The sequence below is a fragment of the Eremococcus coleocola ACS-139-V-Col8 genome, from assembly GCF_000183205.1.
GTDB lineage: Bacteria > Bacillota > Bacilli > Lactobacillales > Aerococcaceae > Eremococcus > Eremococcus coleocola.
Genome location: NZ_AENN01000001.1, coordinates 176,824 through 201,327, shown reverse-complemented (window position 1 = coordinate 201,327; position 24,504 = coordinate 176,824). Strand labels below are relative to the sequence as shown.

24 protein-coding genes and 1 other RNA gene are annotated in these 24,504 nt (G+C 39.6%); 17 read left to right on the top strand and 8 right to left on the bottom strand.

Translation table 11 applies throughout. The features are described from left to right. The first annotated feature begins 107 nt into the window (after positions 1 to 107). The 9 genes from HMPREF9257_RS00895 to HMPREF9257_RS00855 all read left to right on the top strand — a co-directional run bounded on the left by HMPREF9257_RS00895 (position 108) and on the right by HMPREF9257_RS00855 (position 9,033). The gene (locus HMPREF9257_RS00895; RefSeq protein ID WP_006417577.1) at positions 108 to 1,931 is read left to right on the top strand and encodes a hypothetical protein; all 1,824 of its coding nucleotides are present in this window, start codon (positions 108 to 110) and stop codon (positions 1,929 to 1,931) included. A 422-nt stretch (positions 1,932 to 2,353) separates the two neighbouring features. Continuing rightward, on the top strand, positions 2,354 to 3,433 hold the full coding sequence (locus HMPREF9257_RS00890) for an SPFH domain-containing protein (RefSeq protein ID WP_006417428.1): 1,080 nt from the start codon (positions 2,354 to 2,356) through the stop codon (positions 3,431 to 3,433). Between the two features lie 2 nt (positions 3,434 to 3,435). Next, positions 3,436 to 3,633, top strand: a complete 198-nt coding sequence (locus tag HMPREF9257_RS00885; RefSeq protein WP_006417589.1) for a type II toxin-antitoxin system antitoxin — start codon at positions 3,436 to 3,438, stop codon at positions 3,631 to 3,633. A 194-nt stretch (positions 3,634 to 3,827) separates the two neighbouring features. After that, a complete protein-coding gene (locus HMPREF9257_RS00880; protein WP_006417593.1) occupies positions 3,828 to 4,733 on the top strand; it encodes an ABC transporter ATP-binding protein in 906 nt (301 codons plus the stop codon). Continuing rightward, positions 4,726 to 6,009, top strand: coding sequence for an ABC transporter permease (locus tag HMPREF9257_RS00875; protein WP_006417437.1), 1,284 nt, complete (start codon positions 4,726 to 4,728; stop codon positions 6,007 to 6,009). Before HMPREF9257_RS00880 ends, HMPREF9257_RS00875 begins: the two co-directional genes overlap by 8 nt. 424 nt (positions 6,010 to 6,433) lie before the next feature. Then, positions 6,434 to 7,276: a glutamate racemase gene (racE, locus tag HMPREF9257_RS00870; protein ID WP_006417525.1), complete on the top strand. Its 843-nt coding sequence runs from the start codon at positions 6,434 to 6,436 to the stop codon at positions 7,274 to 7,276. Continuing rightward, positions 7,257 to 7,883, top strand: a complete 627-nt coding sequence (locus HMPREF9257_RS00865) for an XTP/dITP diphosphatase (RefSeq protein ID WP_006417420.1) — start codon at positions 7,257 to 7,259, stop codon at positions 7,881 to 7,883. The genes racE and HMPREF9257_RS00865 overlap by 20 nt, the downstream gene beginning before the upstream one ends. Beyond that, on the top strand, positions 7,864 to 8,379 hold the full coding sequence (locus HMPREF9257_RS00860) for a YfcE family phosphodiesterase (protein ID WP_006417519.1): 516 nt from the start codon (positions 7,864 to 7,866) through the stop codon (positions 8,377 to 8,379). The genes HMPREF9257_RS00865 and HMPREF9257_RS00860 overlap by 20 nt, the downstream gene beginning before the upstream one ends. A gap of 117 nt (positions 8,380 to 8,496) precedes the next feature. Next, the gene (locus HMPREF9257_RS00855; RefSeq protein WP_006417459.1) at positions 8,497 to 9,033 is read left to right on the top strand and encodes a nuclease-related domain-containing protein; all 537 of its coding nucleotides are present in this window, start codon (positions 8,497 to 8,499) and stop codon (positions 9,031 to 9,033) included. Positions 9,034 to 9,132: 99 nt separating this feature from the next. Here the strand turns inward: HMPREF9257_RS00855 and HMPREF9257_RS00850 are convergent, their stop codons facing one another. After that, positions 9,133 to 9,954, bottom strand: a complete 822-nt coding sequence (locus HMPREF9257_RS00850) for a mechanosensitive ion channel family protein (RefSeq protein ID WP_006417576.1) — start codon at positions 9,952 to 9,954, stop codon at positions 9,133 to 9,135. A 169-nt stretch (positions 9,955 to 10,123) separates the two neighbouring features. Here HMPREF9257_RS00850 and HMPREF9257_RS08885 point away from each other — a divergent pair, with 169 nt between their 5' ends. The 3 genes from HMPREF9257_RS08885 to ccpA all read left to right on the top strand — a co-directional run bounded on the left by HMPREF9257_RS08885 (position 10,124) and on the right by ccpA (position 12,729). Beyond that, complete coding sequence (locus HMPREF9257_RS08885; protein ID WP_006417529.1) at positions 10,124 to 10,720, top strand: DUF948 domain-containing protein; 597 nt, start codon at positions 10,124 to 10,126, stop codon at positions 10,718 to 10,720. 64 nt (positions 10,721 to 10,784) lie between these two features. Further along, the gene (locus HMPREF9257_RS00840; RefSeq protein WP_006417429.1) at positions 10,785 to 11,333 is read left to right on the top strand and encodes a YtxH domain-containing protein; all 549 of its coding nucleotides are present in this window, start codon (positions 10,785 to 10,787) and stop codon (positions 11,331 to 11,333) included. Between the two features lie 391 nt (positions 11,334 to 11,724). Further along, positions 11,725 to 12,729 (top strand): catabolite control protein A, encoded by a 1,005-nt coding sequence (gene ccpA, locus HMPREF9257_RS00835; protein WP_006417421.1) that lies wholly within the window; start codon positions 11,725 to 11,727, stop codon positions 12,727 to 12,729. 228 nt (positions 12,730 to 12,957) lie between these two features. Here ccpA and HMPREF9257_RS00830 read toward each other — a convergent pair whose 3' ends face one another. After that, the gene (locus HMPREF9257_RS00830) at positions 12,958 to 16,368 is read right to left on the bottom strand and encodes a transglycosylase domain-containing protein (protein ID WP_006417549.1); all 3,411 of its coding nucleotides are present in this window, start codon (positions 16,366 to 16,368) and stop codon (positions 12,958 to 12,960) included. A 34-nt stretch (positions 16,369 to 16,402) separates the two neighbouring features. After that, complete coding sequence (gene trhO / locus HMPREF9257_RS00825; RefSeq protein WP_006417562.1) at positions 16,403 to 17,377, bottom strand: oxygen-dependent tRNA uridine(34) hydroxylase TrhO; 975 nt, start codon at positions 17,375 to 17,377, stop codon at positions 16,403 to 16,405. A 336-nt stretch (positions 17,378 to 17,713) separates the two neighbouring features. Between trhO and HMPREF9257_RS00820 the strand changes: the two genes are divergently transcribed. Both HMPREF9257_RS00820 and HMPREF9257_RS00815 read left to right on the top strand, forming a co-directional pair. After that, positions 17,714 to 18,649, top strand: a complete 936-nt coding sequence (locus tag HMPREF9257_RS00820; RefSeq protein ID WP_006417600.1) for a diacylglycerol/lipid kinase family protein — start codon at positions 17,714 to 17,716, stop codon at positions 18,647 to 18,649. Positions 18,650 to 18,787: 138 nt separating this feature from the next. Then, positions 18,788 to 19,132 (top strand): DUF2187 family protein, encoded by a 345-nt coding sequence (locus tag HMPREF9257_RS00815; protein ID WP_006417495.1) that lies wholly within the window; start codon positions 18,788 to 18,790, stop codon positions 19,130 to 19,132. A 76-nt stretch (positions 19,133 to 19,208) separates the two neighbouring features. Here the strand turns inward: HMPREF9257_RS00815 and HMPREF9257_RS00810 are convergent, their stop codons facing one another. Further along, a complete protein-coding gene (locus HMPREF9257_RS00810; RefSeq protein ID WP_006417566.1) occupies positions 19,209 to 20,177 on the bottom strand; it encodes a tetratricopeptide repeat protein in 969 nt (322 codons plus the stop codon). A gap of 44 nt (positions 20,178 to 20,221) precedes the next feature. On the opposite strand from HMPREF9257_RS00810, the gene HMPREF9257_RS09500 reads away from it, so the two are divergent. Continuing rightward, positions 20,222 to 20,344 carry a hypothetical protein gene (locus HMPREF9257_RS09500; protein ID WP_006417500.1) on the top strand — a complete coding sequence of 41 codons (123 nt, stop codon included), beginning with the start codon at positions 20,222 to 20,224 and terminating at the stop codon, positions 20,342 to 20,344. After that, positions 20,307 to 20,645, top strand: a complete 339-nt coding sequence (locus HMPREF9257_RS08665) for a reverse transcriptase-like protein (RefSeq protein WP_155857411.1) — start codon at positions 20,307 to 20,309, stop codon at positions 20,643 to 20,645. Before HMPREF9257_RS09500 ends, HMPREF9257_RS08665 begins: the two co-directional genes overlap by 38 nt. Before the next feature lie 74 nt (positions 20,646 to 20,719). On the opposite strand, the gene HMPREF9257_RS00800 is transcribed toward HMPREF9257_RS08665, so the two are convergent. The 4 genes from HMPREF9257_RS00800 to gpsB form a co-directional block, all read right to left on the bottom strand. Next, positions 20,720 to 21,847 carry a THUMP domain-containing class I SAM-dependent RNA methyltransferase gene (locus tag HMPREF9257_RS00800; RefSeq protein WP_006417515.1) on the bottom strand — a complete coding sequence of 376 codons (1,128 nt, stop codon included), beginning with the start codon at positions 21,845 to 21,847 and terminating at the stop codon, positions 20,720 to 20,722. Between the two features lie 369 nt (positions 21,848 to 22,216). Next, positions 22,217 to 22,651 carry a COG2426 family protein gene (locus HMPREF9257_RS00795; protein ID WP_006417606.1) on the bottom strand — a complete coding sequence of 145 codons (435 nt, stop codon included), beginning with the start codon at positions 22,649 to 22,651 and terminating at the stop codon, positions 22,217 to 22,219. A 329-nt stretch (positions 22,652 to 22,980) separates the two neighbouring features. After that, positions 22,981 to 23,350: RNase P RNA component class B (gene rnpB, locus HMPREF9257_RS08880), an RNA gene on the bottom strand. A gap of 52 nt (positions 23,351 to 23,402) precedes the next feature. Further along, a complete protein-coding gene (gene gpsB, locus HMPREF9257_RS00785; protein ID WP_006417480.1) occupies positions 23,403 to 23,759 on the bottom strand; it encodes a cell division regulator GpsB in 357 nt (118 codons plus the stop codon). A gap of 229 nt (positions 23,760 to 23,988) precedes the next feature. Between gpsB and HMPREF9257_RS00780 the strand changes: the two genes are divergently transcribed. After that, positions 23,989 to 24,498: a DUF3013 family protein gene (locus HMPREF9257_RS00780; protein WP_006417486.1), complete on the top strand. Its 510-nt coding sequence runs from the start codon at positions 23,989 to 23,991 to the stop codon at positions 24,496 to 24,498. Positions 24,499 to 24,504 lie beyond the last annotated feature (6 nt).

Genomic DNA, 24,504 nt, shown 5'->3' with positions numbered 1-24,504 from the left:
CGGTTTTGTAAGCGCAAAGATACTCCCTAGGATGTATATATTTTTGGGGAAAAATTTGTTACAATTTGACTAAAGATTATTAAAGAATTAGTCAAAAGGAGGACCGTATGAAAGACGTAACCAATTCAAGTCGTACGAAACGTTTTAAAATGAACCATGAGAATTTTTCTTTTAAGGATATCTTCCAGAAAAGTGACAAATATGGGACTAAAATTCGCTGGTTGTATTTAGTCTTAGCGATTGGAGTGACAATATATTATTATGTCGCCTTACCTGCGATTCACTATGCTGCTCCAGAATTTTGGATGATGCTATTTGTTATTACCTTAATTGTAATTATTATCGAAAGCTTAGCCGATGGCATGGGGCTTTATGACCAGGTTAAGGCAGGGACAGATGGGGGAAAAGGCTTTAAATGGAAATTACCGCTTAAATATAAGCTCTTGATTTATCCATGGCCAATCCTTTTACTAGTGGCTTTTGTCTCAAATCTTATTTTTTCGCCAATTTTTATGGCAGATAGTTTTGCCAATATGATTAAAATCGAGACCAAAGATTTTTCTAAAGACTTTCCAGAAACAGACATGGATCATATTACCTTGGTGGACCGGGATACGGCCGAACGCTTAGGGGACCGCCAATTAGGAGCTTTAACTGAACTCGTCTCACAATTTGAAGCAGCGGATGATTATACGCAAATTTCTAAGGCTGGCCAACCTTTCCGGGTAAGTCCTTTAGAGTATGCTGGCTTTTTCAAATGGTTGAATAATTTTTCCAAGGGGATTCCTAATTACATCCAAGTGGATAATGTTACTGGGAAAGTTACCCTAGAAAAGCCCGCTCAACCGATTAAGTATTCTTATTCAGATATGTTTAACCGCAATGTCTTACGGAAGTTACGCTTTGCTTATCCCTTTAAAATGTTCAGTCATCCGTCCTTTGAAGTAGATGACGAAGGTAATCCCTTTTATATTGCCACGACCTATGGTCGTCATTTCTTCTTAAAAGAACCAAAGGTCACGGGTTTGGTGACCTTGAATGCTATGACTGGGGCAACCCAATACTATCCATTGAATGAGATTCCATCTTGGGTGGACCGGGTTTACTCATCAGATTTATTGATGCATCAATTAGAAATGCACGGTCATTACAGTAATGGCTTCTTTAACTCACTCTTTGCCAAAAATGGGGTGACTGAACCAACCAAGGGCTATAATTACTTAGCCATTGGTGATGACTTATATATGTATACCGGGATTACTTCTGTAGTGGCTGACGAATCCAATATCGGTTTTGTCTTGGTCAATATGCGGACCAAAGAAGCCTCCATGTATCCTTTAACAGCTGCCGAAGAATTCTCAGCCATGGCGTCAGCTGAAGGATCACTCCAAGAAAAATCTTATACAGCTACCTTCCCACTCCTAATTAATGTGGGCGGGGATCCTTTATATATTCTGACCCTTAAAGATAATTCAGGCTTAATTAAACAATATGCCTTAGTGGATGCCCAAGATTATCAAGAAGTCTATACGGCACCATCCGTCAAAAAATTATTGGCAGATTACGCGGCCACCAACCAAATTGAAGATGCCAAAGTCGTTGATGAGTCAAGCCTCGAAACCATCACTGGTCAGGTTGAAAATATACAAGCCACGGTTGTGGATGGCAATTCTATCTACTACTTCATGGTGGATGGACAAGTCTATCGAGCCGATATTTCCTTGAGTGACCGCTTACCATTTGTTGAGGAAGGGGATGACTTGGAATTTAAGGCCGGCCAAGATGGTCGTGTAGTTGAGATTATGGGTGACTTTGCCAATTCCCGAGGTGAATCTGTAGATTCTACTGAAGGTCGTAATTCTGACGAGGCTGCCGATCCACTAACGGAGAACTTGGATGCGGTTGAATCTGATGCCAGCAGTGAAGAGTAGATGTTTTAAATGAATTAGGCTTGGCGTTGGCCAAGCCTAATTTTTTATGGCTTTCTAGTCGGTAGCTAGAGGGGATGGGGGCGTGTAGTATTGTAGTTGGTGCTATAGTATTCGGAAAAGGACGACTTGGAGGCAAGCCCTCCTTTTTGATAATTAGAGATTGAGTTTTGGATTAGGCATTCTAATTGGGGGGTGGTTCTGACGAGTTGGTGTGTAAGCCGTCCTAAATCGGTTAAACACTGACGAGTGGAGGTGCAAGTGGTCCCCAACCGGTCCAGCAGTGCTAGCTTAGTGAGCAACTTTCACCAATTCAGTCTGGTTAACACTTTCTATCATGAATTAATAAATATTTGTTGCAGAGACTTGATTCTTTCTATCAATGTGATATGATTATGATATCAAATAGAAATGAGGCACTGGAAATGGAAAATGTCAATCATAAATTAGATCAAAGTGATATAGTGCAAGAAAAGGTCTTGAAAGGTCGCAAATTTGGGATGGTGGTCTTGTTAGGTTATTTCATTGGCTTAGCGATCGCAGCTTTTTACTTTATTAAAGTGATGAACCAGTTCGATAATCATACCGATACCGATACCGGTCTGAGTCGGATTATTCTCATTGTCTGTGTACTATACGTGGTGTTTGCTTGGATTCTACTTTGTGGTCTAAAGGTTTTACGCCCGCAAGAATCCTTAGTCTTGACACTTTTTGGTAAGTATATTGGGACACTGAAGGGTGAAGGTTTCTACTTTGTTAATCCGTTCGTGACGGCCTTTAATCCGGCAGCGAACACCCGTTTAAGTCAAAGTGGGGATGTTAGCGAAAATATTCATCATGTGACAAATTCGCAGGATAAGGAAGGGTCCAATTACAATCGACCTTCCAAGCGCATTTCATTGAAAGTTATGACCCTCAATAATTCCAAACAAAAGATCAATGATATTCTTGGAAATCCTGTCGAAATCGGGATTGCAGTCATTTGGCGGGTGACCGATACCGCCAAAGCGGTGTTTAACGTAGATAATTACAAGGAATACTTATCACTGCAAACAGATACCGCCTTACGGAATATTATTCGTCAATATCCTTATGATGTGAATCCATCTTTTGAGATTGACACAACGGGTGATGGAGAACCTGATGATGGGTCTTTACGGGGTTCGAGTGAGATTGTAGCTCAACGGATAAAAGAAGAAATTCAAGCACGGGTTGAATTTGCAGGTCTTGAAATTATTGAAGCACGAATAACATATTTATCTTATGCACCTGAAATTGCGGCGGCCATGCTGCAACGGCAACAAGCCTCAGCCTTAGTTGATGCGCGGGCCATGATTGTTGATGGTGCAGTTGGTATGGTACAAATGGCTTTAGATAAACTTCAAGAACAAGACGTGGTTGATTTAGATGAAGAACGGAAAGCCGCTATGGTCTCAAATCTATTAGTTGTCCTTTGTGGGAACAATGATGTGAGTCCAGTGGTTAATTCTGGAAGTTTGTATTAATAGTGGCAGATAGAAAACAAATTCCTCTTAGAGTCTCTGCAAAACTCTATGAGCAGATTGCGGCTTGGGCCGCGGATGATTTTCGGTCCATTAATGGTCAAATTGAATATTTATTGACTGAATGTGTGAAGCAACGCAAAAAGGATGGTAAGTATGTTTCAGAGGCCATTGATGAACCCTTAGATATTGAAATTGAATAACTTATATTTAAGTAGAATTGTTTGTGTTTAAATAAATGAAAATCGTTTATTTACAACTATTTTACGTAACCATTGGAATAATCAAGTGAATTTAATAGCAAATTGAGTCCACAATATTATATATATTAACGATATTATATGTTGGATGGAGTAAATTAATGTGATAATATTGTTCCGAAAGGTGGGAGTGTAACATGCTAGAAGTAAAAAATTTGCATAAAAGCTTTGGCGATTTAGTTGCGGTTGATGATGTTTCTTTTACCATCGAACCAGGTCAAATAATGGGTCTGATTGGGCAAAACGGTTCAGGTAAAACAACAATTTTTCGAATGATTCTTGATTTCTTGACGCCTGAAGGCAATGGTCAGGTTCTTTGGAAAGGCCAGTCTATGAATAAGCAGGTTTATAATGTCGTAGGTTATCTGCCTGAAGAGCGCGGTCTTTATGATAAGATGACCATTGAAGATCAGATTATTTATTTTGCTTTGTTACGGGGCATGAAACGTAGTGAGATTATTGACCGAATTGATGATTGGATGCAACGATTTCAAGTCAAAGGATCTCGTAAGGATAAGGTTAAAACTTTGTCAAAAGGGAACCAACAAAAGGTTCAATTGATTGCGACCTTAATTCATGAACCGGAATTAATTATCTTGGATGAACCATTCTCTGGTTTGGACCCAGTTAATGCTGATCTATTGAAAGATGGTATTCGTTATTTATCCCAAAAGGGCTCTAGCATTATTTTCTCTTCTCATAATATGTCAAATGTGGAAGAAATTTGTGACAAATTATTAATGATTCATAATGGTGAGCAACGGCTTTATGGTACGCTCAAAGAAGTGAGAGAGTCCTATGGTCGAATTAAGCTCTACATTGAGGGTGGCACTTGGACGCAAGACCAGTTAGCTAACTTAGACGGTGTAACTGAAGTTAAACCTTTAAGCCAAGGTGGCTATTTATTGCACTTAGCCAACCCAGAAGTTGGGGCTAATTTGTATGAGACTTTAACCCAAGGTCGGTATTTACCAGTCTTTAATCAACAACCGCCAACCTTAGAGGAGATTTTCAAGATGGAAGCAGGTGGTCATCATGGATAAATTATGGATTGTTGCTAAGGAAACTTACCGTAAAAATGTTAAATCATGGTCTTTCTTATGGATGGTTTTTGGACCGTTAGTAATGATGGGAGTCATTTTTGCTATTGGTTATTTTATGGGTAATATGGAAAATGGAGCTAATGAAGGGAACTTAGGTATAGTTAATGCTTCGAGCCAAATTCAAGAAGTTATAAATCAGTCCGATACTCCTTTGATGCTTGAATATCTTGAAAGTCAAGACCAAGCCAATCAAGCGATAAAAGCTGGCGATATTGATGGCTATCTTTTATTAGATGACCAATCTTCTGCCCGTTATTATAAAAAAGCTGATGTCGATTCTTTAAATATTAAAGCCATTCAAGATTCTCTAACTTCTTATTATAAAATTGAGAGTGCTCAGAAGTTAGGTTTGGACCCTAACAAAGTCGCTCAGTTAGAAGGGCAAGTCTTTACGATTGAAGATGTGAATTTGAAACAAGGGGATAATGGCACAGTGAAGGAAGAAAGCCAAGATATGGCGATGAATTTTGCCAAAACTGGGATTGCCTATGTCGTGTCTTTTGTGGTCTTCCTCTTTATCATGAATTATGTGGGGATTATTTCGCAAGAAATTGCAGCCGAAAAGGGCTCACGGATTATGGAAATTATCTTGTCTTCAATCACAGCGACCCATCATTTTATGGGTAAACTATTAGGGATTGTAATGATTATTTTGACTCAAATTGCAGCTTATATTGTTTTAGGTGTGGTTATTTGGTTTGTGGCCAAAAGTCAAAATTGGTTATCCTTCTTAGACCAACTTCCGTTTAATGTCGTTGACTTATTGAGTCAGAATAAAGGTCTTTTAGGCTTAGCAGCAGTCTTTGCGATTACCGGTGTATTTACTTATACCTTCCTAGCTGGCTTCTTAGGATCCTTAGTATCTAAGACAGAAGATGTTACTAAACTAATCACTCCAATTACTTTATTAGCCGTTGCTGGTTTTTATATTGGGATGTTTGCCTTATCAAACACGACTAACCCAATTGTGCGGATTGGTTCAATGTTTCCATTATTCACCCCATTTGTGATGCCATTCCGGATTGCAGCGGATACTGTTGGTATGGGGGAAGTTTGGTTATCAGTGACTATTTCAGTAGTAACAGTAATCGTGATCGCTTATATCTCAGTTTTATTCTACAAGAATAACGTTTTAATCTATTCTGACAAGGGAATCTGGAATTCCTTGAAGCGGTCTTACGCACTGTCTCAATCTGAGAAGAAGACGGATAAATAGTAATGTAAAGTTATTTAGTAAAAACAGGCACGCTTGCGGGCGTGCCTGTTCTTTTGTTATTATGTGATAGGAGAATTTGCCAAGGATCAGGTACCTTGGCAATTTTTTTATGAGGTTTGAGAGGCTGGAAACTTGCAAAAATTTAGTTTTTGGTAACTAACTTGTAGTTAAAGTTGCGAATAAAAGAATCTTTGCAACTCTTTTGCGGTCAGACTTGCGAAAAAATAAATCTCGGCAACTTTTCCCGACCTAGACTTGCAAAGATAAGATTCTTCGCAACTAATTTTTGCTTAGATCTGCAAAGAGAAGTTTTTCGTAACTCATACGTTGATCAGAGAGTCAAATCGCAGATCATAGTTATTTATTATGTTGAAACAAGCAACTTATGCTAAAATAGAACACAGTAAAGATAAGGAGTGACCTTATGAAGGAATTACCAATCGGTTTTATTGATTCTGGCTTTGGTGGCTTGACGGTTTTGAAGCAAAGTCTCAAGCAACTTCCTAATGAATCCAGTATATACTTAGGCGATTCAGCCCGCGCCCCTTATGGGGTCCGTTCTGTCGACGAGATCCGTCGTTTTATCTGGCAGATGACTAATTTTCTCCGAGAAAAAGGGATTAAGATGCTGGTTATTGCCTGTAATACCGGTGCCGCTGCGGCCCTTGATGAAATTCGGGCTAGTTTGGCTATTCCAGTGGTAGGCGTTATTCATGCGGGCTCACGCGCGGCCATTTTAACCACTGAAAATAATAAGGTTGGTATTATCGGGACTCCGGCGACTATTAATTCAGACTCTTATGCCCGGATTATCCATGAGAAAAACGCTCAATTACAAGTCTTCTCTAAGGCTTGTCCTGACTTTGTGCCTATCGTGGAAGAGAATCAAATGGTCCAGCCAGAAACCATGAATACTGTGGCTAACTACTTGGCGCCACTGAAAAATGCTGGCGTTGACACCCTGGTTTTAGGCTGTACCCACTATCCTCATTTGCGGCCTCAAATCCAAGAATTTATGGGACCGGAAGTGGAACTGATTGATTCTGGGGTTGAAACCATTAATGAAGTGTCCGCCTTATTGGATTATTTCAATTTAAGCCGGTCCGCTGAAGACGCGCAAAAAATGCCACCCACTCATACATACTACACGACTGGATCAGGTGCCAAATTTGCTCGCTTTGCCCAAATGTGGTTGGGCCAGCCTGATTTGTACGTTCAAGAATGCAAAATCAAAGGAGAGATAATCCATGAAGCTAGTCATCGCTAGTCATAACCAGCACAAAGTGGTTGAAATAAAAAATCTTCTGAAAAATTTTGGCCTTGAAGTGACCTCCCTGGCTGATTACCCAGAAATTGGGGATATCGAAGAGACCGGGACGACTTTTGAAGCCAATGCCCGACTTAAGGCCGAACCCATGGCCGCTCATTTTGGAACCATTGTCTTGGCGGATGATTCTGGTTTAGTAGTAGACGCCTTGGATGGGGCGCCGGGTGTATACTCGGCCCGGTATGCTGGTGAGAGCCATGACGATCATGCTAATAATTTGAAACTCTTGGATGCTCTTAAGGATGTCCACGGCAACGACCGGTCCGCCCACTTTGTTTCTTGCTTGGTCTTAGCTTATCCGGGTGTAGAAAGTTTAGTGGTTCAAGGTCAAGCCCAAGGACAAATTCTAGAAGATTATGTGGCCGATCCTGAAGCCTTTGGCTATGACCCAATTTTCTACGTACCGGAAGAAGGAGCGACTTTTGCGCAACTTCCAATCGAACGCAAAAATCAGATTTCTCACCGAGCCCATGCCTTTCAAAATTTAGTAAAGGTTTTACCGGCTTGGTTAGAGGAGGTAAAAAAATATGAAAATGCTTGTTCTTAGTGATAACCATGGCCGTTATGATTTGGTGATGAATCTATTGTCGCAATGGCGCGATAAAGTCGACTATATTTTCCACACGGGTGATTCTGAATTTTCTTCTGGAGATGTTATTTGGGGTTTGGTTGATGGGGTGGTCAAAGGAAACATGGATTTTGATCCAGGTTATGAAATTGAGACCTTCATTAATACCCCTGCTGGTAAAGTCGCTTTGTCTCATGGTCATTATTATGGGGTGAATCATGGCTTAGGTGGGGTGAAGGACCTGGCCCAGACAAACGGCGCTAAATTTATGTTCCACGGACATACCCATAAATTATATGCCCGTATGGAAGAGGGGATTTTGTTTGTTAATCCAGGCTCTTTAAATCATTCCCGCGGCCCGGAACCCGAACGAACTTTTGCGGTTGTCGAGGTGAATGAAAATCAAATCAAGGTTGATTTTTATGATGATGATCAACAAAAGCTAGACCGCTTAAGTCAGCAGTTTGACTTATAATTTTGAATCGATAAATTTGATCCGGGATTGCCCTATGTGGCAGTCGCGGATTTTTTGATTTTTGCGAACTTTATTAAAGGAACTGGCCTAATACTGGGTATTTACTGATAGGAGGGATTGCGCACGATCTATCAACACGATTTAAATTATTTAACTTGTTTATTGAGTCGAGGCAAACTAACTGACCAGAATGAAAAAGATCTTCATGCCTTGCAGGAGGGCATCTGGGTTGAGATGAGTTTTAGTGAGCTCTTGGACGGGTGGGTCCACCCCGAATGGCTGATTTATCGTAACACTTGGTTTGCCATGGCAGGCAATTTTGAAATCGATGCGGTGATGTTTGCTGGAGACACCCTCTATCTTTTTGACATCAAAAATTATAGAGACTCCTTTACTTATATGGAACAGCAAATTAAGCGGGTGGAGGATGGCCATATTTTTCCAGATATTTTCACTAAACTTCTCCGTGACAAAAATCGGCTTCGCGATGAACTGACTAATAGTCAATTGAAGCTTAAAATCGAAGCAGCCATAATATTTGTCAATGTTGACTGCCATTGCCAAAAATTAATTCTTCGCAAGTTCAAGTTGGAAACAGTTGCCAAGAAATCAATCTTTGCAACTTTCCTAAAACCTCACCACTATCAACTATAAAAGAAGAGTGTGACGTTGGCGATAACGTCACACTCCTCATCATTCTAAATACAAAATGAAGCTCAGTCGCATATGACTCTATGCGGCTGAGCTCCTTTTTTACTTATTGTAAATTGAATTGGGCAGGAGCAAATCATTTTGTTGCAAGTCCAAAAAGAACTCCCGATACAACTTGGCTTCGAGCCGGTAGTGCTCACCGTTGACTACTTGAAAGGCAATCCGGTAGGCGAAAGCCTGGTCTAATCCACCGTTAGACCTTATTGGCCCAATTAATTCGCTCGGACCAGCAAGTAAACTTGCATATTTTTCTTCGAGGACGCGGACTTTATTTTTGAGAACAGTTTCGAATTCCTGTAGAGGAAGTTGGTGATTCATAGGCAAATCAATATTGACAGTTCGAACTTGCCGACTTTGATTATTTACAATTGAAATTTTGGAATTAGGAATATAGTAGAGGTCACCATTGGCCGCCTTAATGGTGGTTGTTCGGATACCTACTTTTACAATGGAGCCCGCTAACGAATGGTTAGGTAGACTCACCCAATCATTGACTTCAAATTGATTTTCAAAAAGGATAAAAAAGCCATTGATGACATCGGTAATTAATTCTTTGGCACCAAGACCAATCGCAACCCCGACCACGCCAGCTCCTGCGATTAAAGTACCGACAGGTACTCCCATCAAGGATAAGACGACGTAAATATAGACAAAATAAAGAAAGTAGGTCGCTGCATTGAGAATCACTGTATTTAAAGTACGGGCGCGATTCGTTGACTGGTGTCGTCCTTTTAATTTAGGTAAGTGACTTTCTAGAAAATGTAAAGCTAATTTTTTTATAAAGTAAAATATAATTGAGAATAGAAGAATCTGCAAAAATATTAGACATATGTGTATGACTTGTTCTGGAATTTGAGCCACCATAAATTCACACTCCAATCTAATTTAGTATAGCAAGAGTAAAGCTCATCTCCAAATGAAAAGGCTTAGAAGCCTAGTCCAATCACTTTTATTTGTTTTAGAGGGGAAATCATGGTATATTTAGTACAAGATAAAGATATCACTAAAGTAAAAAGAAGGAGTGAGGCTAATAATGACAATAGGACAATTGGCTGGCATGATTGCAGCCCTTGCCTTTGCAGTTTTGGTAGTTTTCTTATGTATCAATTTATCAAAACTAGCTAAGGTAATGTCAGATTTGAAGGAAACCGTGAAGCGGGTCAACACAACTCTTGATGTGGTGACCAAAGATGTGGACAACTTGTCCATTGAGGTTGAAGGCCTATTAAATAAAGCCAACAGCTTAGTGGATGATGTCAATGGTAAACTAGGTAAAACTGATCCTTTATTTACCGCCATTGGTGATTTAGGTGTGACCGTATCTGATTTGAATGATTCTACTAAGAATATGACGTCTAATTTATTCGATTCAGTGGCAAAACGCAATAAATCAAAAATCAGTAAATTTGTGACTGCAACCCAAGCATTTTCAAATATTCGGGGTCGGTCCAATAAGAAAGCTCAAAATGTCGTAGTTAAGAATGCCAATCAAGGCATTGAATCATTAAGTCAAATGGCTGATCAAGCGAGTCAAGCTCAAGTTGAAGCCAAGGCGGCTGAAGACCAATTGAAAGCTTTTATCAAAACAGCTCCTTCAAAAACAGCGGGCGAGATTCGAATTAAACAATAATAATCAATAAGGAAGGACAGAACTTGTCCTAATCAAAATGCTTAAAAAATAGGAGGAAATTATTATGGCTAAAAAAGATGGTGGATTTTTCTTAGGTGCGTTATTTGGTGCAGCAATTGCAGGTGCAAGTGCTTTACTATTTGCCCCTAAATCTGGTGAAGAATTAAGAGAAGACTTAAATCGTGAATTAGATGACTGGTTAGACCGTGCCAGCGAATATACTGATCGTGCAGTTGAACGTGGCGTAGACTTGTATGATGCCGCTGCTGAAGCAACCCAGGATATTAAAGTTAATTTAAAATATAATGCCGATCAATTAAAATCACGTTTAGATGAATCAACAAAAGAATATGGTCAAAATTTCCAAAACTTTAAAGATACTGCCAAAGATAAATTTAATCAAGTGAGTCAAGATGCTCAAGCTGGCGCAGAACTGCTTAAAGAAGAAGGTCAACGTGTTGCAGGCGACTTGAATGCAGCTAAGGATATTGTGTTAGAAACTGCTGCAGAACAATTTGACAAAGCTAGCGATGACGTAGCAGATGCCAAAGATAAAGCAAAAGAAGTTGTTCAAGATACTAAGGATGCTGTTGAAGAATCCTTAGAAAAATAAGAAGTTAATATCTTATATTTTGAGCCCTAAGTAATTGTGGTTTCAAGCCAAACCCTTGGTTTTTGATGCCCATAGAAACTTAGGGTTTTTTAGGCTCAAAATAAGATTGACAAGTAAGACTTTTATATAACGAAACCTTATTTTTATTGGTTTCAAGTGGAAATTTAGTTTTCATTATTTTGCTATAAAAATTAGATAAAAACCTGAAAATTATCATTTAGAGTGTAAGATTTATCACAGAAAATTAGACTGAAATATGATACTATCATGATTAAATTCTTTCATATTAAGCCTATCCTTAAGGCAATATAATGAAAATAAAGCGCTTGCACTAGCCTGATAACTGTGCTATTATAAATCTAAATTAGTAGACAAAAGGTAGGGGGATACCATGGATAATAAAACAACAATTACAATATATGATGTTGCTCGTGAAGCTGGCGTTTCTATGGCAACTGTATCTCGGGTTGTGAATGGCAATCCAAATGTTAAACCATCAACACGTAAAAAGGTGTCTGATGTAATTGATCGTCTTAATTACCGTCCTAATGCAGTGGCGCGGGGGTTAGCATCTAAGAAGACCACTACAGTTGGAGTTATTATTCCAAGTGTAACCAATCTCTTCTTCTCATCATTAGCTCGAGGAATTGACGATATTGCTACTATGTATAAATATAATATTATTCTTGCTAACTCAGATGAAAATCCTGAAAAAGAAATCGCCGTGTTCCAAACACTCTTGGCAAAACAAGTTGATGGAATTATTTTCATGGGTTATGATGTGAATGATCAAATTCGGGCTGAAATTGAACGGTCCTATACACCGGTGGTTTTTGCAGGAACAGCGACAGGCAATAAGGGTGACTTCTACTCAGTCAATATTGATGATGAATCAGCGGTTAAAGATGTGGCCCTTAAATTATTAGATATGGGTGCTAAACCAGCTATTTTAACTGGTCCAGACCATCTATTGAGTAACGCAGAACGTATTAAGGGATACAAAGCTGCTTATAAAGAAGCTGGTAAAGAAGTCAATGAGAGCTTAATTATGCCAACCAGCCATAATTATAAGTCAGCGCCTGCCTTAGTGGATGAATTGTTAGCTGAAAAAGCAGACTCAGTCATTGTTACGCATGATGATATGGCAGCAGCTGTTTTGAATGAGGTAATTATTCGAGGATTAAAAGTGCCTGAAGAATTTCAAGTAATTGCCAGTCACAACTCAGTGATGACTGAATTGGTTCGACCTCAATTAACTTCTATTGAGTTACCGCTTTATGATATTGGTGCAGTGGCTATGCGGCTTCTAACCAAGATTATGAATTCTGAAGAAGTCGATGAAAAGAAAGTGATTTTACCACATAAAATTAAAGAACGGGGTACGACTCGCTTTTAAAAGTTAAGGATAAGTCCAGCAGTGTGAAACTGCTGGACTTTTTTATTTGTATTTTAACTTTGATGATCTTTACTCAGTGACCAAGTTCAAATTTTCTCTCTTGATATTTTAATAGTAATACAAAAACAGCTGAGACCTAATGAGTCTCAGCTGAGGATGGCAGGTCCATGCTGTGAAAGTATGACTTTTTGCAGCTTATCCCTGTGTTTTTACTATATAAATAGTTAATTAGGGTGTATCAGTATCGGTGGTATCCGTCTCGCTAGAATCAGTTTCTTCACTAGTTTGACTTTCGTCACCGGTGCTTTCGGTTTCTGAAGTAGATTCCGTCTGTTCAGTATCCTGGCTTTCTCTTTGACGTTGGGCAGCTTGTTGGGCTGAAATAATTGAGTTCCAGAAATGGGCCACTTCGTCATCGGTTGCACCAATCATGAAGTTCATATCGAGCTTAGGTGCTCCTTTAGAAGCCTTAAAGAGGTCTTCTCTTAATGGGCCTGTCATTTGGATTTGATAGCCACTCACTTGAGCAATTCCCGGTTGAGTCCCAGTTTGTTCAAGAATTTTGGCTTTCACAACAGAGGAAGGTTGGTCGAAAGTACGGTCTGTGCCAAAGATTTCTGGCCGGATGGCATAGAGGTCATTTACAATTTTAGCCCAATAAATTTGAGACCGAACTGATTCACGGTCAAAGCCATCGTTAATATCAATAGTGTATTGTGCGTAACGACTATCATAACCAATCCATGAGCCAATTGTAATCGATGGGGTGGAAGCTAGGAACCAAACATCTTTAGAGTTTTCAGAAATTCCTGATTTAGCAATCCAATCCCCGGGAACCGTTTTATTGGCATTTGCGGTCCGACCGGTTCCTTCGGTAAAGGTGTCGCGCAACATATCAATCATTAAATAATTAGAATCTTCATTAAAGACTTTTACAGGCTCAGCATTTTCTTCGAAAAGAACGTTCCCCGCACCGTCTTCGATTTTTTCAATTAGATGGCCATTCCGGTAATAACCACCGTTAGCAAAGGTAGTAAAGGCACGTGTTTCTTCAAATACGGTCGGTCCTGTTGTAACCCCACCAATAGCAAAAGCTAAATTACCCGTATCTTCTTCGGTATAAGAATCGACAGTATTAAAGCCCATTTTTTCAAGATAATCAATGATGTTGATGCCTTTATCCTGCATGGTCTTATAAATTTTAACCGCAGGTAGGTTATCAGAACGGTAGAGGGCGACACGAGCAGTTAGATAATTATTGGAAATAGTATTTCCGTAATTGGTTGGTGCCCATGTTGAGCCATCTTCAAAGGTTTGGACAAAAGCTGTATCAGGAATGATTGATGAAGGGGTAATGATATTATTTTCAATGGCTGGACCGTAAACAGCTAGAGGTTTGATGGTTGAACCAGGTGACCGGCGCATTTTGAAGGCGTGGTCAATCTGATTATTATCATAGTCAGTTCCGGCCACAAATCCTAGAACTTTGCCACTTGCATTATCAATGACAACCATTCCAGTTTGAACTTTTTCAACATAATAGGTGTTTTCACCCGTTTCAGGATCTGTATAGACCCCATCATAGGTGGCACCGAGTTGGTCTTCGTATTCTTTGGCAGAAACTTGAAGTTGGTCATAAATTTCTTTGTCGATCGTTGAATAGACCTTGTAACCCGAAGTTTTAAGTTCCTGTTCAGCGGCAAAATAATATTCATTATACCAATCAACATCAGCCCAAACTTGTTTCCAGGAGGCGCCATCTTTTTCGATATTAATTAACATCAATCGTTCTATGGCGGCATTCATAACTGCCTGGTATAGATAGGATTGGCGGGCAACTGTGGTCGGTTTACCCGGGGTAAAATCCTTTGTAATGTCGTAAGTAAGGGCGTCTTCATATTCGGTTTTATCAATTTTTTTGGCTCGATACATCCGGTAAAGAACTTCCTTCATCCGGTTAACCCCAGCTTCAAGGTCAGGACGGACTTGTCCCGTTTGTTCATAAGGGGTGTAGGAATAAGGATCCTGTGGTAGACCTGCCAAGAAGGCGGCCTGGTTAAGATTGACATCTTTGGCACTTACTCCGAAAATTCCTTCAGCGGCCGCATTAATTCCGGCAATATTTTCACCTGAATTATTCCGACCAAATGGTGAAATATTTAGATAAGAGGTCAAAATTTCATCTTTTGAGAAATACTTATCTACACGCAGTGCTAAAAGAATTTCATTTGCTTTACGGAAGAAGGTCACGTCGTCCGTCAGTAACTGTTGTTTGACTAATTGTTGGGTAATAGTTGACCCACCAGTACCAGAACCTGTAAAGAGGGTTTCTAACCCCGCTCGGAGGATTGCTTTAGGTACAATACCAGGATGTTCATAGAAATATTCATCCTCAGTTGCGATGAAACCGTCAATAATGTAGGGTGATACTTGATCTAGAGTGGTGACATTTCGCACCACATCCGTTTGAATTTTGGCAATCGGATTGCCATCACCGTAGAATAAGACGGATTGTTGGTCATATTGGTTTAGTTTGGTCGCCATTTCTTCTTTGCTTGGTGGTTCTGTATCTTTCACTAAGTGGGCAAAATAGCCGATACCAGCTCCACCAGCAAAGATACCTGCAAGGATTAAGGCTAAAATCAACCATAAAAATAATTTAGAAACCACATTAAAGGCAATATTAAAGGCAAAAATCAGTTTCTCTTTTAAAGTTCTAGGCTCTTGCCTTGTTTCTTGCATAGAAGCTTTTTTGTTATTATGGTTTCGGCCTTTACGATGGCGGGTCCGTGACCGCTGACTGGTCATAGGAGGAACCACCACTAAGTCAGCATTTGAATCAGAACTATGATTTAATTCTTCGTCTGAGTTGTGCCTAAGCCCTGGTTTAGGGGTAGGCTGATTAGCTGCTTCTTCAGTGTCTGTAGCATTCTTTTGCTTTACTTCATCATCAACTATTATTGGTGGACTGGATAATTTGTCATTATTTTCCATAGTTTCATCAGTTTCTAGTGTATTGTCACTAGAGGTGGATGTCTGTCCTGGTTGGCTAGCTTCATTATCTAGTAAAGACTCATCTGCAAGGGGACCGTGCTTGGTGCTAGTATTAACTGTATTTTTAGTTATTTCTATATCTTGGCTTGATTTTTGCGACGGTTCACTGAGTCTGGGTTTGTCTTCTTCAGGATGAATAGCTAGGTCGCTAGCTTCCCCCCCCAGATTTTCTTGGGGTGACTCCACTTTTTTATTTACTGCAGCTAAGTCCGCTTCTTCCAAACGTAAGCGTCTTTCTTTTTCTTGAGCTATTTGTTCGGGGCTGGGTCTTTTTGCAGACTTTAGTTTACTTGCGTCTTTGCGTTGACGTTTACCAGTTAAGGAGAAAGCAGGGTCCTTTTTGAGTGATTGGTCAATATCGGAGGCATGATTATCAGCTGATGTATGGTTTGTTTCAGTATTAAAAATTGAATCTCCGGTAATAAATTGTTTAATTTGAGAAAAAGTTGAGTGTCTTTGGTTTTGAACCGTCTCATCCTGCTTATTTTTCTTACCTTGCTGGGTATTTAGTTGCTTTTCAAGAGAGTCTGAGGGCCCTTCATGATAGCCTTTATTTGAGTTTTGACCGTCATTTTTTTCAGACATTCAATCACCTCTTTTTGATAAATTTGTAATCAGCTTAAGCAGTTTCTTGACTGTCTTTCAATGATTCACCAAGGGCATTTAAACGAGTTTCCCATTCTTCAGTTGATAGACCGTGTTCAGCCACATAACGATTACGTGGGTGGCGGCGACATTCAGGACTACAACCCCGTACATATTTATGTTCATTTTCTTCAGAACAAAGGATTTGTTCATTACAGAAAGGATTTGCACAGTTTACATAGCGTTCACATGGACTGCCATCAAAATAGTCTTTGCCGATGACGGTTGGTTCGACGTGATTGATTGGCACTGCAATCCGTTCATCAAAGACATACATTTTTCCTTCCCAGAGGTCACCTTGAACTTCAGGATCTTTACCATAGGTATCAATTCCACCGTGTAATTGGCCAACATCTTTAAAGCCTTCACGAACCATCCAGCCTGAGAATTTTTCACAGCGGATACCACCAGTACAATATACAACGACCCGTTTTTCCATGAATTTTTCTTTATTATCACGGACCCATTGTGGAAGTTCGCGGAAGTTACGGATATCAGGGCGGACAGCTCCTTTAAAGTGTCCTAGGTCATATTCATAATCATTCCGAGTATCTAGGACGATGGTATCTTCATCCAAAATAGCATCACGGAATTCTTTAGGGGATAGGTATTGACCTGTGGTAGTATGAGGGTCGATATCATCTTCTAAGTTAAGCGATACGATTTCTTCCCGCGGTCGGACAAACATTTTCTTATGGGCATAGCCGTCTGCTTCATCTTCCTTGAACCAAAGGTCTTCAAAGCCTGGTAAAGAGTGGACATAATCTTTGTATTGTTGAGTTTGTTCAACTGTACCTGAAACGGTACCGTTGATACCTTCTTTACCCACGAGAACACGCCCCTTTAGGCCAATAGATTTACAGAAGGCTAACATTTCTTTAGCAAAGCTTTCTGGGTCCTCGATAGTTTGATATTTATAATATAAAAGTACACGATAATCTTTAGACATTTTAATATTTCCTCCTTGCAGCTGCAAACTGCATTAATCTAACTATAGATTATACCTAAACTTAGCATTTGTCACAAGCCAAGGGTTGTCCTGTAATGGAAATGAAACCTGTCTTAAAAAAATAGTAGAAATTTTGGATGAAGTTTTAAGAAAAATTCAAAAGCTAAAAAGATTAGAAAGAGTTAAATTTTAATAGTCTATTAAAGTTTCCACCCGACTTACTTTTATAGCCATGACTTATCCTGATTGAGTCTGGGATTTGTTTAAATCACTAGGATACCACTCTGGATTAAAGTCTGTTATAATAGACAAAAACCAAAGGTAAGGAGGGATCCAATGTTAAGCAGGGTCTTATTAATTGTTAATCCAACCGCGGGACGAGGCTTGGCGGTTAGCTATAGTCAAGATTTGAAGCGGGTCTTAGAAGACAACCATCAATCCAAGATTCAAGTTCGTATTACTCAAGCTGAAGGCGATGCCACCGAATGGGCTAAGAATGCGTTTGGAGATGGTTTTGACACCGTAATTTGTTTAGGAGGAGATGGGACCGTCCGGGAAACTGTTCAAGGTCTGATTCAAAATCCAGACCGTCCGTATTTTGCTTTTATTCCCATGGGTACCGTCAATGATTTAGCGCGGGCCTTGGGTTATTCTTTGAATCCTGCCACAGCCATTAAAGAGATGGCGAAAGTGAAAACTGGCAACTTAGATATTGGTTTAGTCAATAATTCCTTGGCTTTTATTAATGTGGTAGCCTTAGGGGTGATTCCAGAGTCAGTCATGTCAACTTCATCTGACGATAAGAATCGTTTAGGCCCTTTAGCTTATTTTTTAGATGGTTTTAACGCTTTCTTCTCGGAAAAGGGCTATGAGTTAAAAATTACAGATGACCAAGACCAGGTCCACAGCTTGATGTCGAATTTAGTTCTAATCGGTTTGACAAATTCAATTGGTGGCTTTGAAGCAGCTTTACCAGAAGCTAGTTATGATGATGGCCTTTTTCATTTAATTGCGGTCAAAGGTAAGACACCACTTGATACGATTCGGGCTGCCATTCAGAAAAACCAAAACCTATTCAAATTACCTAAGGAGAATTTATTACAGCTCAATTCCAAGTTCTTTTTGATTGAATCTAAAGCAAGTAGTGAGTTAGCAGCTAATATTGATGGTGATGCTGGGCCTGGCTTGCCTCTCAAATTAGAGCTTTTAGCCTCTGCCTTAACTGTCCTAATTCCTGACCAAAGTAAATCTAAACCATTCTTTCTTCCCTAGACTTGAAGAAGTTTACATAATATATTCACATATTCCTGGTATTATCAGCTTTGAAAGCCTATTCTTAGCTAATAAAAGCAAGGTATGATATAATTATATAAACAACTGTGGCCAGGGATTGAAGAAAGTAGGGATCACATGGTTCAAGTAACTAAGAAGCAACAGACCTTAATTGAAACAGAGTTGCGTCGAGGCACGAGCAAGTCTCGCATTGCTACCCTATTAGGAGTAGACTATGATGAGTGTATTGCATTGATTGATCGGGTGAAAACTAAGATACGCCCTACAGTTGGAGATATTATTCGATTTACCTTTCGTGGTTCGAAAATGGTTGGAACCATCGTTAAATTATTAACCAATTCCGCTGTTGTAGAAATTGATTGGGATAAATCAGACTCTGCCATGAAAGATATTTGTGAAGATCGGACGATTGTCAATTTTAAAGATATTGTTGATTTTGTTTTCCAAGTCGATGAAGAATAAAAATAGCCCAAAACCCAGTCTTTTTTGACTTTGGATTTTGGGCTTATATTTTGGGATATTATCTAGGAAGAACAAGTTAAGCGTTTAAGAAAATACTCTGTAATTCAAGAATGATTTGATCATAATAGTGGTCTAACTCAGGTGAAATGTCTAAATATGAAACTGATTGAACCTGGTTTTTGTGGAGAAAAATCGCCAGCCAAGTATCTTCATTCTCAAAAGTGGCTTGAAAATAAGGGTAGAAAAAGAGGGCTTGGAGGACAAATTGCTCGAGCACAGCATCCGTCAGATGGGGATCATTAGACTGACAATAATCATATAGTTTCTGTCGGGTTTCTAAATATAGGGGATCTTCTTGATAGGGGGTTAAATTGGCTAGGTTGACTTCCTTGTCATGGTCAAACCAGCTGAATTTAATTGTCTGATTTAATTCGGTCTCGCTAAGGTGGTAAAGAAGGTAGTGGAGAATATCAGCCTTGGCATAATTTGAAACTTGCTCATGGCTTAGACATTGAAAGAGAAAGTGATGGCTCGCTTTACTTTGAATGACATAAATTTGTTTCAGCTGACTTAATTGTTCTATTAAGGGGAGAGATAATAAATTATCTAGAATTTCTTGGCCTTGACCTAGCTTAAATTGGTCTTGGAGGGCTAAAGCTTGGTTTACCTTACTTAATTCGGCCTCGATGAATTCTTTAAGCGGGCCAGCAGGTGTTTGTTCCTGAAGTTGGTAGAGTTTGAGCGCGATGTCATTTAGTTTTTCCATGTGAAAAAGAGATTGGATATAGACTTGGGCCAAACGGGGTTGCAAAGCAATTTCTTGCAGAGAAAAATGACTTTCTTGCCAGATTCGCTTAAGTTCAGTCAAATCTTTGGTACGAATCAGGGCAAAAGTCCAATCCACCAGAACATCTGGGTTTGGGTTAAGCTGATAGGATTGCTCTAATAGGGGAAGGGCATCTTTAAATTGATTTTTGATGAGGAAATTGCGTGCCTTCCGGTAGGCATTTTCTGCATTATTGGGCATTTCTAAGATATCAGTCATAGGGCTAGTCCTTTCTTTTAAATTATTATAACGGAGGTGGTTACATGATTCAAATTAGAACAGATGCTTCTTTTCAAGCCGATACGGGTCAAGCGGGACTAGCGGTTTTGATTCAGGCTGAGGGTAAAAGTGAGCAATTCAAATTTTTTCGTGGCGGAGGCTTTTGATAACCATCAAGCGGAATTTATGGCGCTTTATTGTGGTATCTACCAGGCACTTAAGCTGGGATTGGACCAGGATCCGGTTTGGTTTTATCGGAGTGACTCACAGGTCGTGATTGATGCGGTGAATAAGGGCTATGTTAAAAAAGATAAGTATAAATTGTATTTAGATAAAGCCCTAGCCTTAATTCCATGGCAAGTTGACCTATTTGCTAAATGGGTGGCTGAAAAGGATAATCAAGGGGCAGACCAAGTGGCACGTCAAGCCTTGCATCATCAGGGGCAGGTTGAAAAATTTGAAGGATAAATTATAAAAAAATCCGGCAAAAGAGCGGGACTGGGCTTTTTTGCCAAGATCCAAGTTTTTTACCGGTTTTTGGATTAATTTTTCTTGCCCCAATATTGGTAGTAATCAGTTCTAAGGGCACCATTATAAAGCTTACGTTTTTTGGTTGCTTTTTGACCGTAATAGTTTTCAAATTCTTCGTCAGAAGTGAGGAAGTATTTGGACCAAGTAGTAAGTGGGCGGAACTTGTCGCCCATTTGGCGATAGAGTTTGTGGACAGCTTCGGTGCTGGACATCCGGTCCCCATATGGTGGGTTGGATATCAGAATACCATAGTCATCAGGTACTTGAAAATCAAGACAGTTGATTTGTTTGAAGCGGATAGACTCTAAAACGCCAGCTTTATCTGCATTTTCTTTAGCAATGGCGATCATGTTTTGATCGACGTCAGTCCCATAAATGTTTAGCTCGGCGTCTTGCTTGATAGCAGCGCGTGCTTGACTGCGGGCTTTTTGCCATTCGGTTTGGTCGAAGAAAATCCAATCTTCACAGGAAAAGGACCGGAAGAGACCGGGTGCAATATTATGGCCCATCAAGGCTGCTTCGATTAAGATCGTACCGGAGCCACAGGTTGGGTCATAGAGCGGGCGGTCAGGATGCCAAGTCGTCAGTTGAATCAAGGCTGCTGCAAAATTCTCTTTGAGTGGGGCTGTCCCTTTTTCTGCCCGGTAACCCCGTTTAAAAAGAGAAGTTCCAGATGTGTCAAGGGTCAGCATAACGTGGTCCTTGCGGATGGCAACTTCTAAGGGGTAGAGCGCCCCAGTTTCTGGGAGTTTACCGCGGCGGGAATAGGTGTCCATTAACTTTTTGGAAATGGCTTTCTTAATAATTCGTTGGACGGCTGGAACTGAGGATAATTGAGACTTAATAGATTTTCCAGCTACTGGAAATTCCCCATCCATGGGGATGAGGGCAGCCCAATCAAGTGCATAAGTTTGGTCAAAAAGACTTTCAAAACTCTTGGCATGAAATTCACCGACAATGATTTTGATCCGGTCCGCGGTTCTAAGCCAAAGATTGGTTTTTACGATATCAGCATAGCTTCCTTGGAAGCGAACACGACCATTTTCAGTTTGAACTTGGTAGCCCAGGTCTTTTAATTCGTTGGCAACGAGGCTTTCAATGCCAGCAGCTGCGGTTGCAATGAGTTGATAGCTTGTCATAGGATTCCTTTCTTTGTGGTTGGAAGGTTTGTCTTTTGGAGGTAGGGTTAGAGTGGTATTTTGGTCATTCTTTTTTGTGCTGGAGGTGCGAAGATTTGTTTCTTTACAACTCTTAACAGCTTAGAGTTGCGAAGAAAAAATTTTTGGCAACTATTATCGGCTTGGACTTGCAAAGAATATTTTTTTGGTAACTATATATTGACTTACGAAGATTTGGTCCTTTGCAACTATTAACGGTGTAGACTTGCGAAAAAAAGATTTTTCGCAAGTCGCATTACAATATAACTTCATGTGGAGGAAAGAGTATTTACCCAATCGTCTTTATATAGTTTAAAGGGGATAACCTGTCATAGAACTAACTAATATAGTTTAAATCCCAATAACTGAAAAACCGAAATGACTGAGAACACCAATAAGGATACCTGCAAAAATCACACCGCATAAGCAGGCGATGATGCTCTTTTTAAAACCTAAATCAAGAATTGAGGCAGCTAAGGTTCCTGTCCAAGCGCCCGTCCCAGGTAGCGGGATGGCAACAAATAAGAAGAGGGCCCAAAAAATTCCTTTACCTGCCTTAGCCTCTAATTTCCGACCTCCAGAATGACCTTTTTCAATACAAAAACGGAAGAAAGGCCCAATTAAGGGTTTATCTTGTCCCCATAAGAGGACCCGATGGGCAAATAAATAGATAAAAGGAATCGGCACCATATTACCAATAACACAAATTAATAGGGATGTGAAAAAGGGTAGATGCCAGCCAGAAGCCATGATCATGGAACCCCGTAATTCGACGAGTGGTACCATAGAAACTAAAAATAAAATAATATACTTTTTGATACGAACACCTTCTTTAAATTTATTATAACGGAACCGAGAAAAATATTCCCAGTTTTGTTAGGGATAACGGACTTATTTTGACGAGTTCACCGAATTGACTGGTAGTGGTGTACTTAAGCCGACGCATTCACTGATTTAGAATAGAATGGTTGGCTCAGAAATGTAGACCACCACTTTTTTCTATACTAGGGAAAAGACAAGGGAAATCTTGTCTGTGGATGATATTTCCACCTTGTACTCATAAAAATGAGGCTGGAACATGATTTGTCCCAGCCTCAATTACCTATAGAGTAAATTTCGATAAGCCATGTTCTGTCCCTAAGTTAAGATAGGCCTTAACTTAGAGGGGTAATCATCTATCTACAATTGCTTGTCCTTTTCACTCGTTGAATTCCTTTGAAAAGACGCCCCTACCAATGTTTGGGTTGCTCGCTCGAGGGGTTTACCGCGTTCCAGTCTGACCATTTCTGGCAGAATCGTTTCTGTGGCACCTTAGGGGATAGTGGGTCATAGTTAGCCGAAACTAACCTTAGACGTTTTCTCCCGCCGTAAGTATTGCTACTCCCATAGCTTATGACTTCGCTAAGCACGAACACTACAAGCATCTCAGCCTGTGCGAGCATGGACTTTCCTCAGCTAGTTGCCTAGCCGCGATTACCTAAAATTTACTCTTACTGATTTATTAAAAATCAGCTAAAACACAAAAGACTAACTAAAATTAGAATTTAGTTTTCTTACTATAGTCGATGGTATTGTCAGTATTTTCAATCTTTGAACCGAAAACATGTTTTTCTAGATTAGATAAACGTTTTAGAATATCAAAATTGGTAACGCCATTACCAGGAGTTGTCGGAACCGTCTTTTTAGCAATAGCTAATTGTTTTGAAAGTTCATCAACTTTAGCAATTAAGCGTTCATTTTCATTTTTAAGATAGGCTACGTCTTTTTGATAAGAATCGTAGTCCCGGATAATACTATCTAAATACTCATCCACTTCGGCGGAGTTATAACCTCTAACAGCTTTAGAGAATTCCTTTTGTAAAATATCTTTGGCGGTTAAGTTCTTTTCTGCCATAATGGTCACCTTCTTTAAGTTATTGATTCACATTTAATAATGCTATTGTATAATAGAGCTAACACATAGTTTACTATTTTATCTAGAAAAACACAAAGACTTTTGAATGAAAAGACTATGAAAATACTATGGTCTCTCTTTCTAGTTCCGTATATATCTATTATAAGCAAAACTAGGTTTTTTTCAAAGATAAAAGAACAAATAAATAAATCAGCAGAGGAGTTTCCCAATGGAAAGTCAATTACTTACTTTAGTTTTAGAGGAAATTATGCAAGAAGCGTATTTTCCTTGTGAATGGAAGGTGGAATGGTTAGAAAATAATCATTTTATCAATCTTGAGCTCCAATTTATGTTAGCCAATCCTGAAAAGCGATCCATTTCAGATCGCTTTAATGCAAGTTGGAATCAGGAATTAGTTCCGCTTCAATACCAAGTGATTTTTTATTTAAAAAATCGGGTAAAAGTGCAAAATAAAAATGTCCTCAAAGCCATCCCAGTTGACCCGATCCATGGGATAAAATATGGGGATGTGATAGCGGTGGTAAAATATCTAAAACGCCTGGCCACAGCGGTGCGTAGTCGTTGGCAAGATTACTATCAAACGATGCAGGCTGGTCCGTTTGAGATTATCTGGAACGATGAAGATTATCTGCAAGTGGTCCAATCGCTTCAAGATACTTATCGGTACAGTGACCGAGATATCTATTTCCCCAAAAGTAATGTTGATCAGCCTAACTAGGAGGTA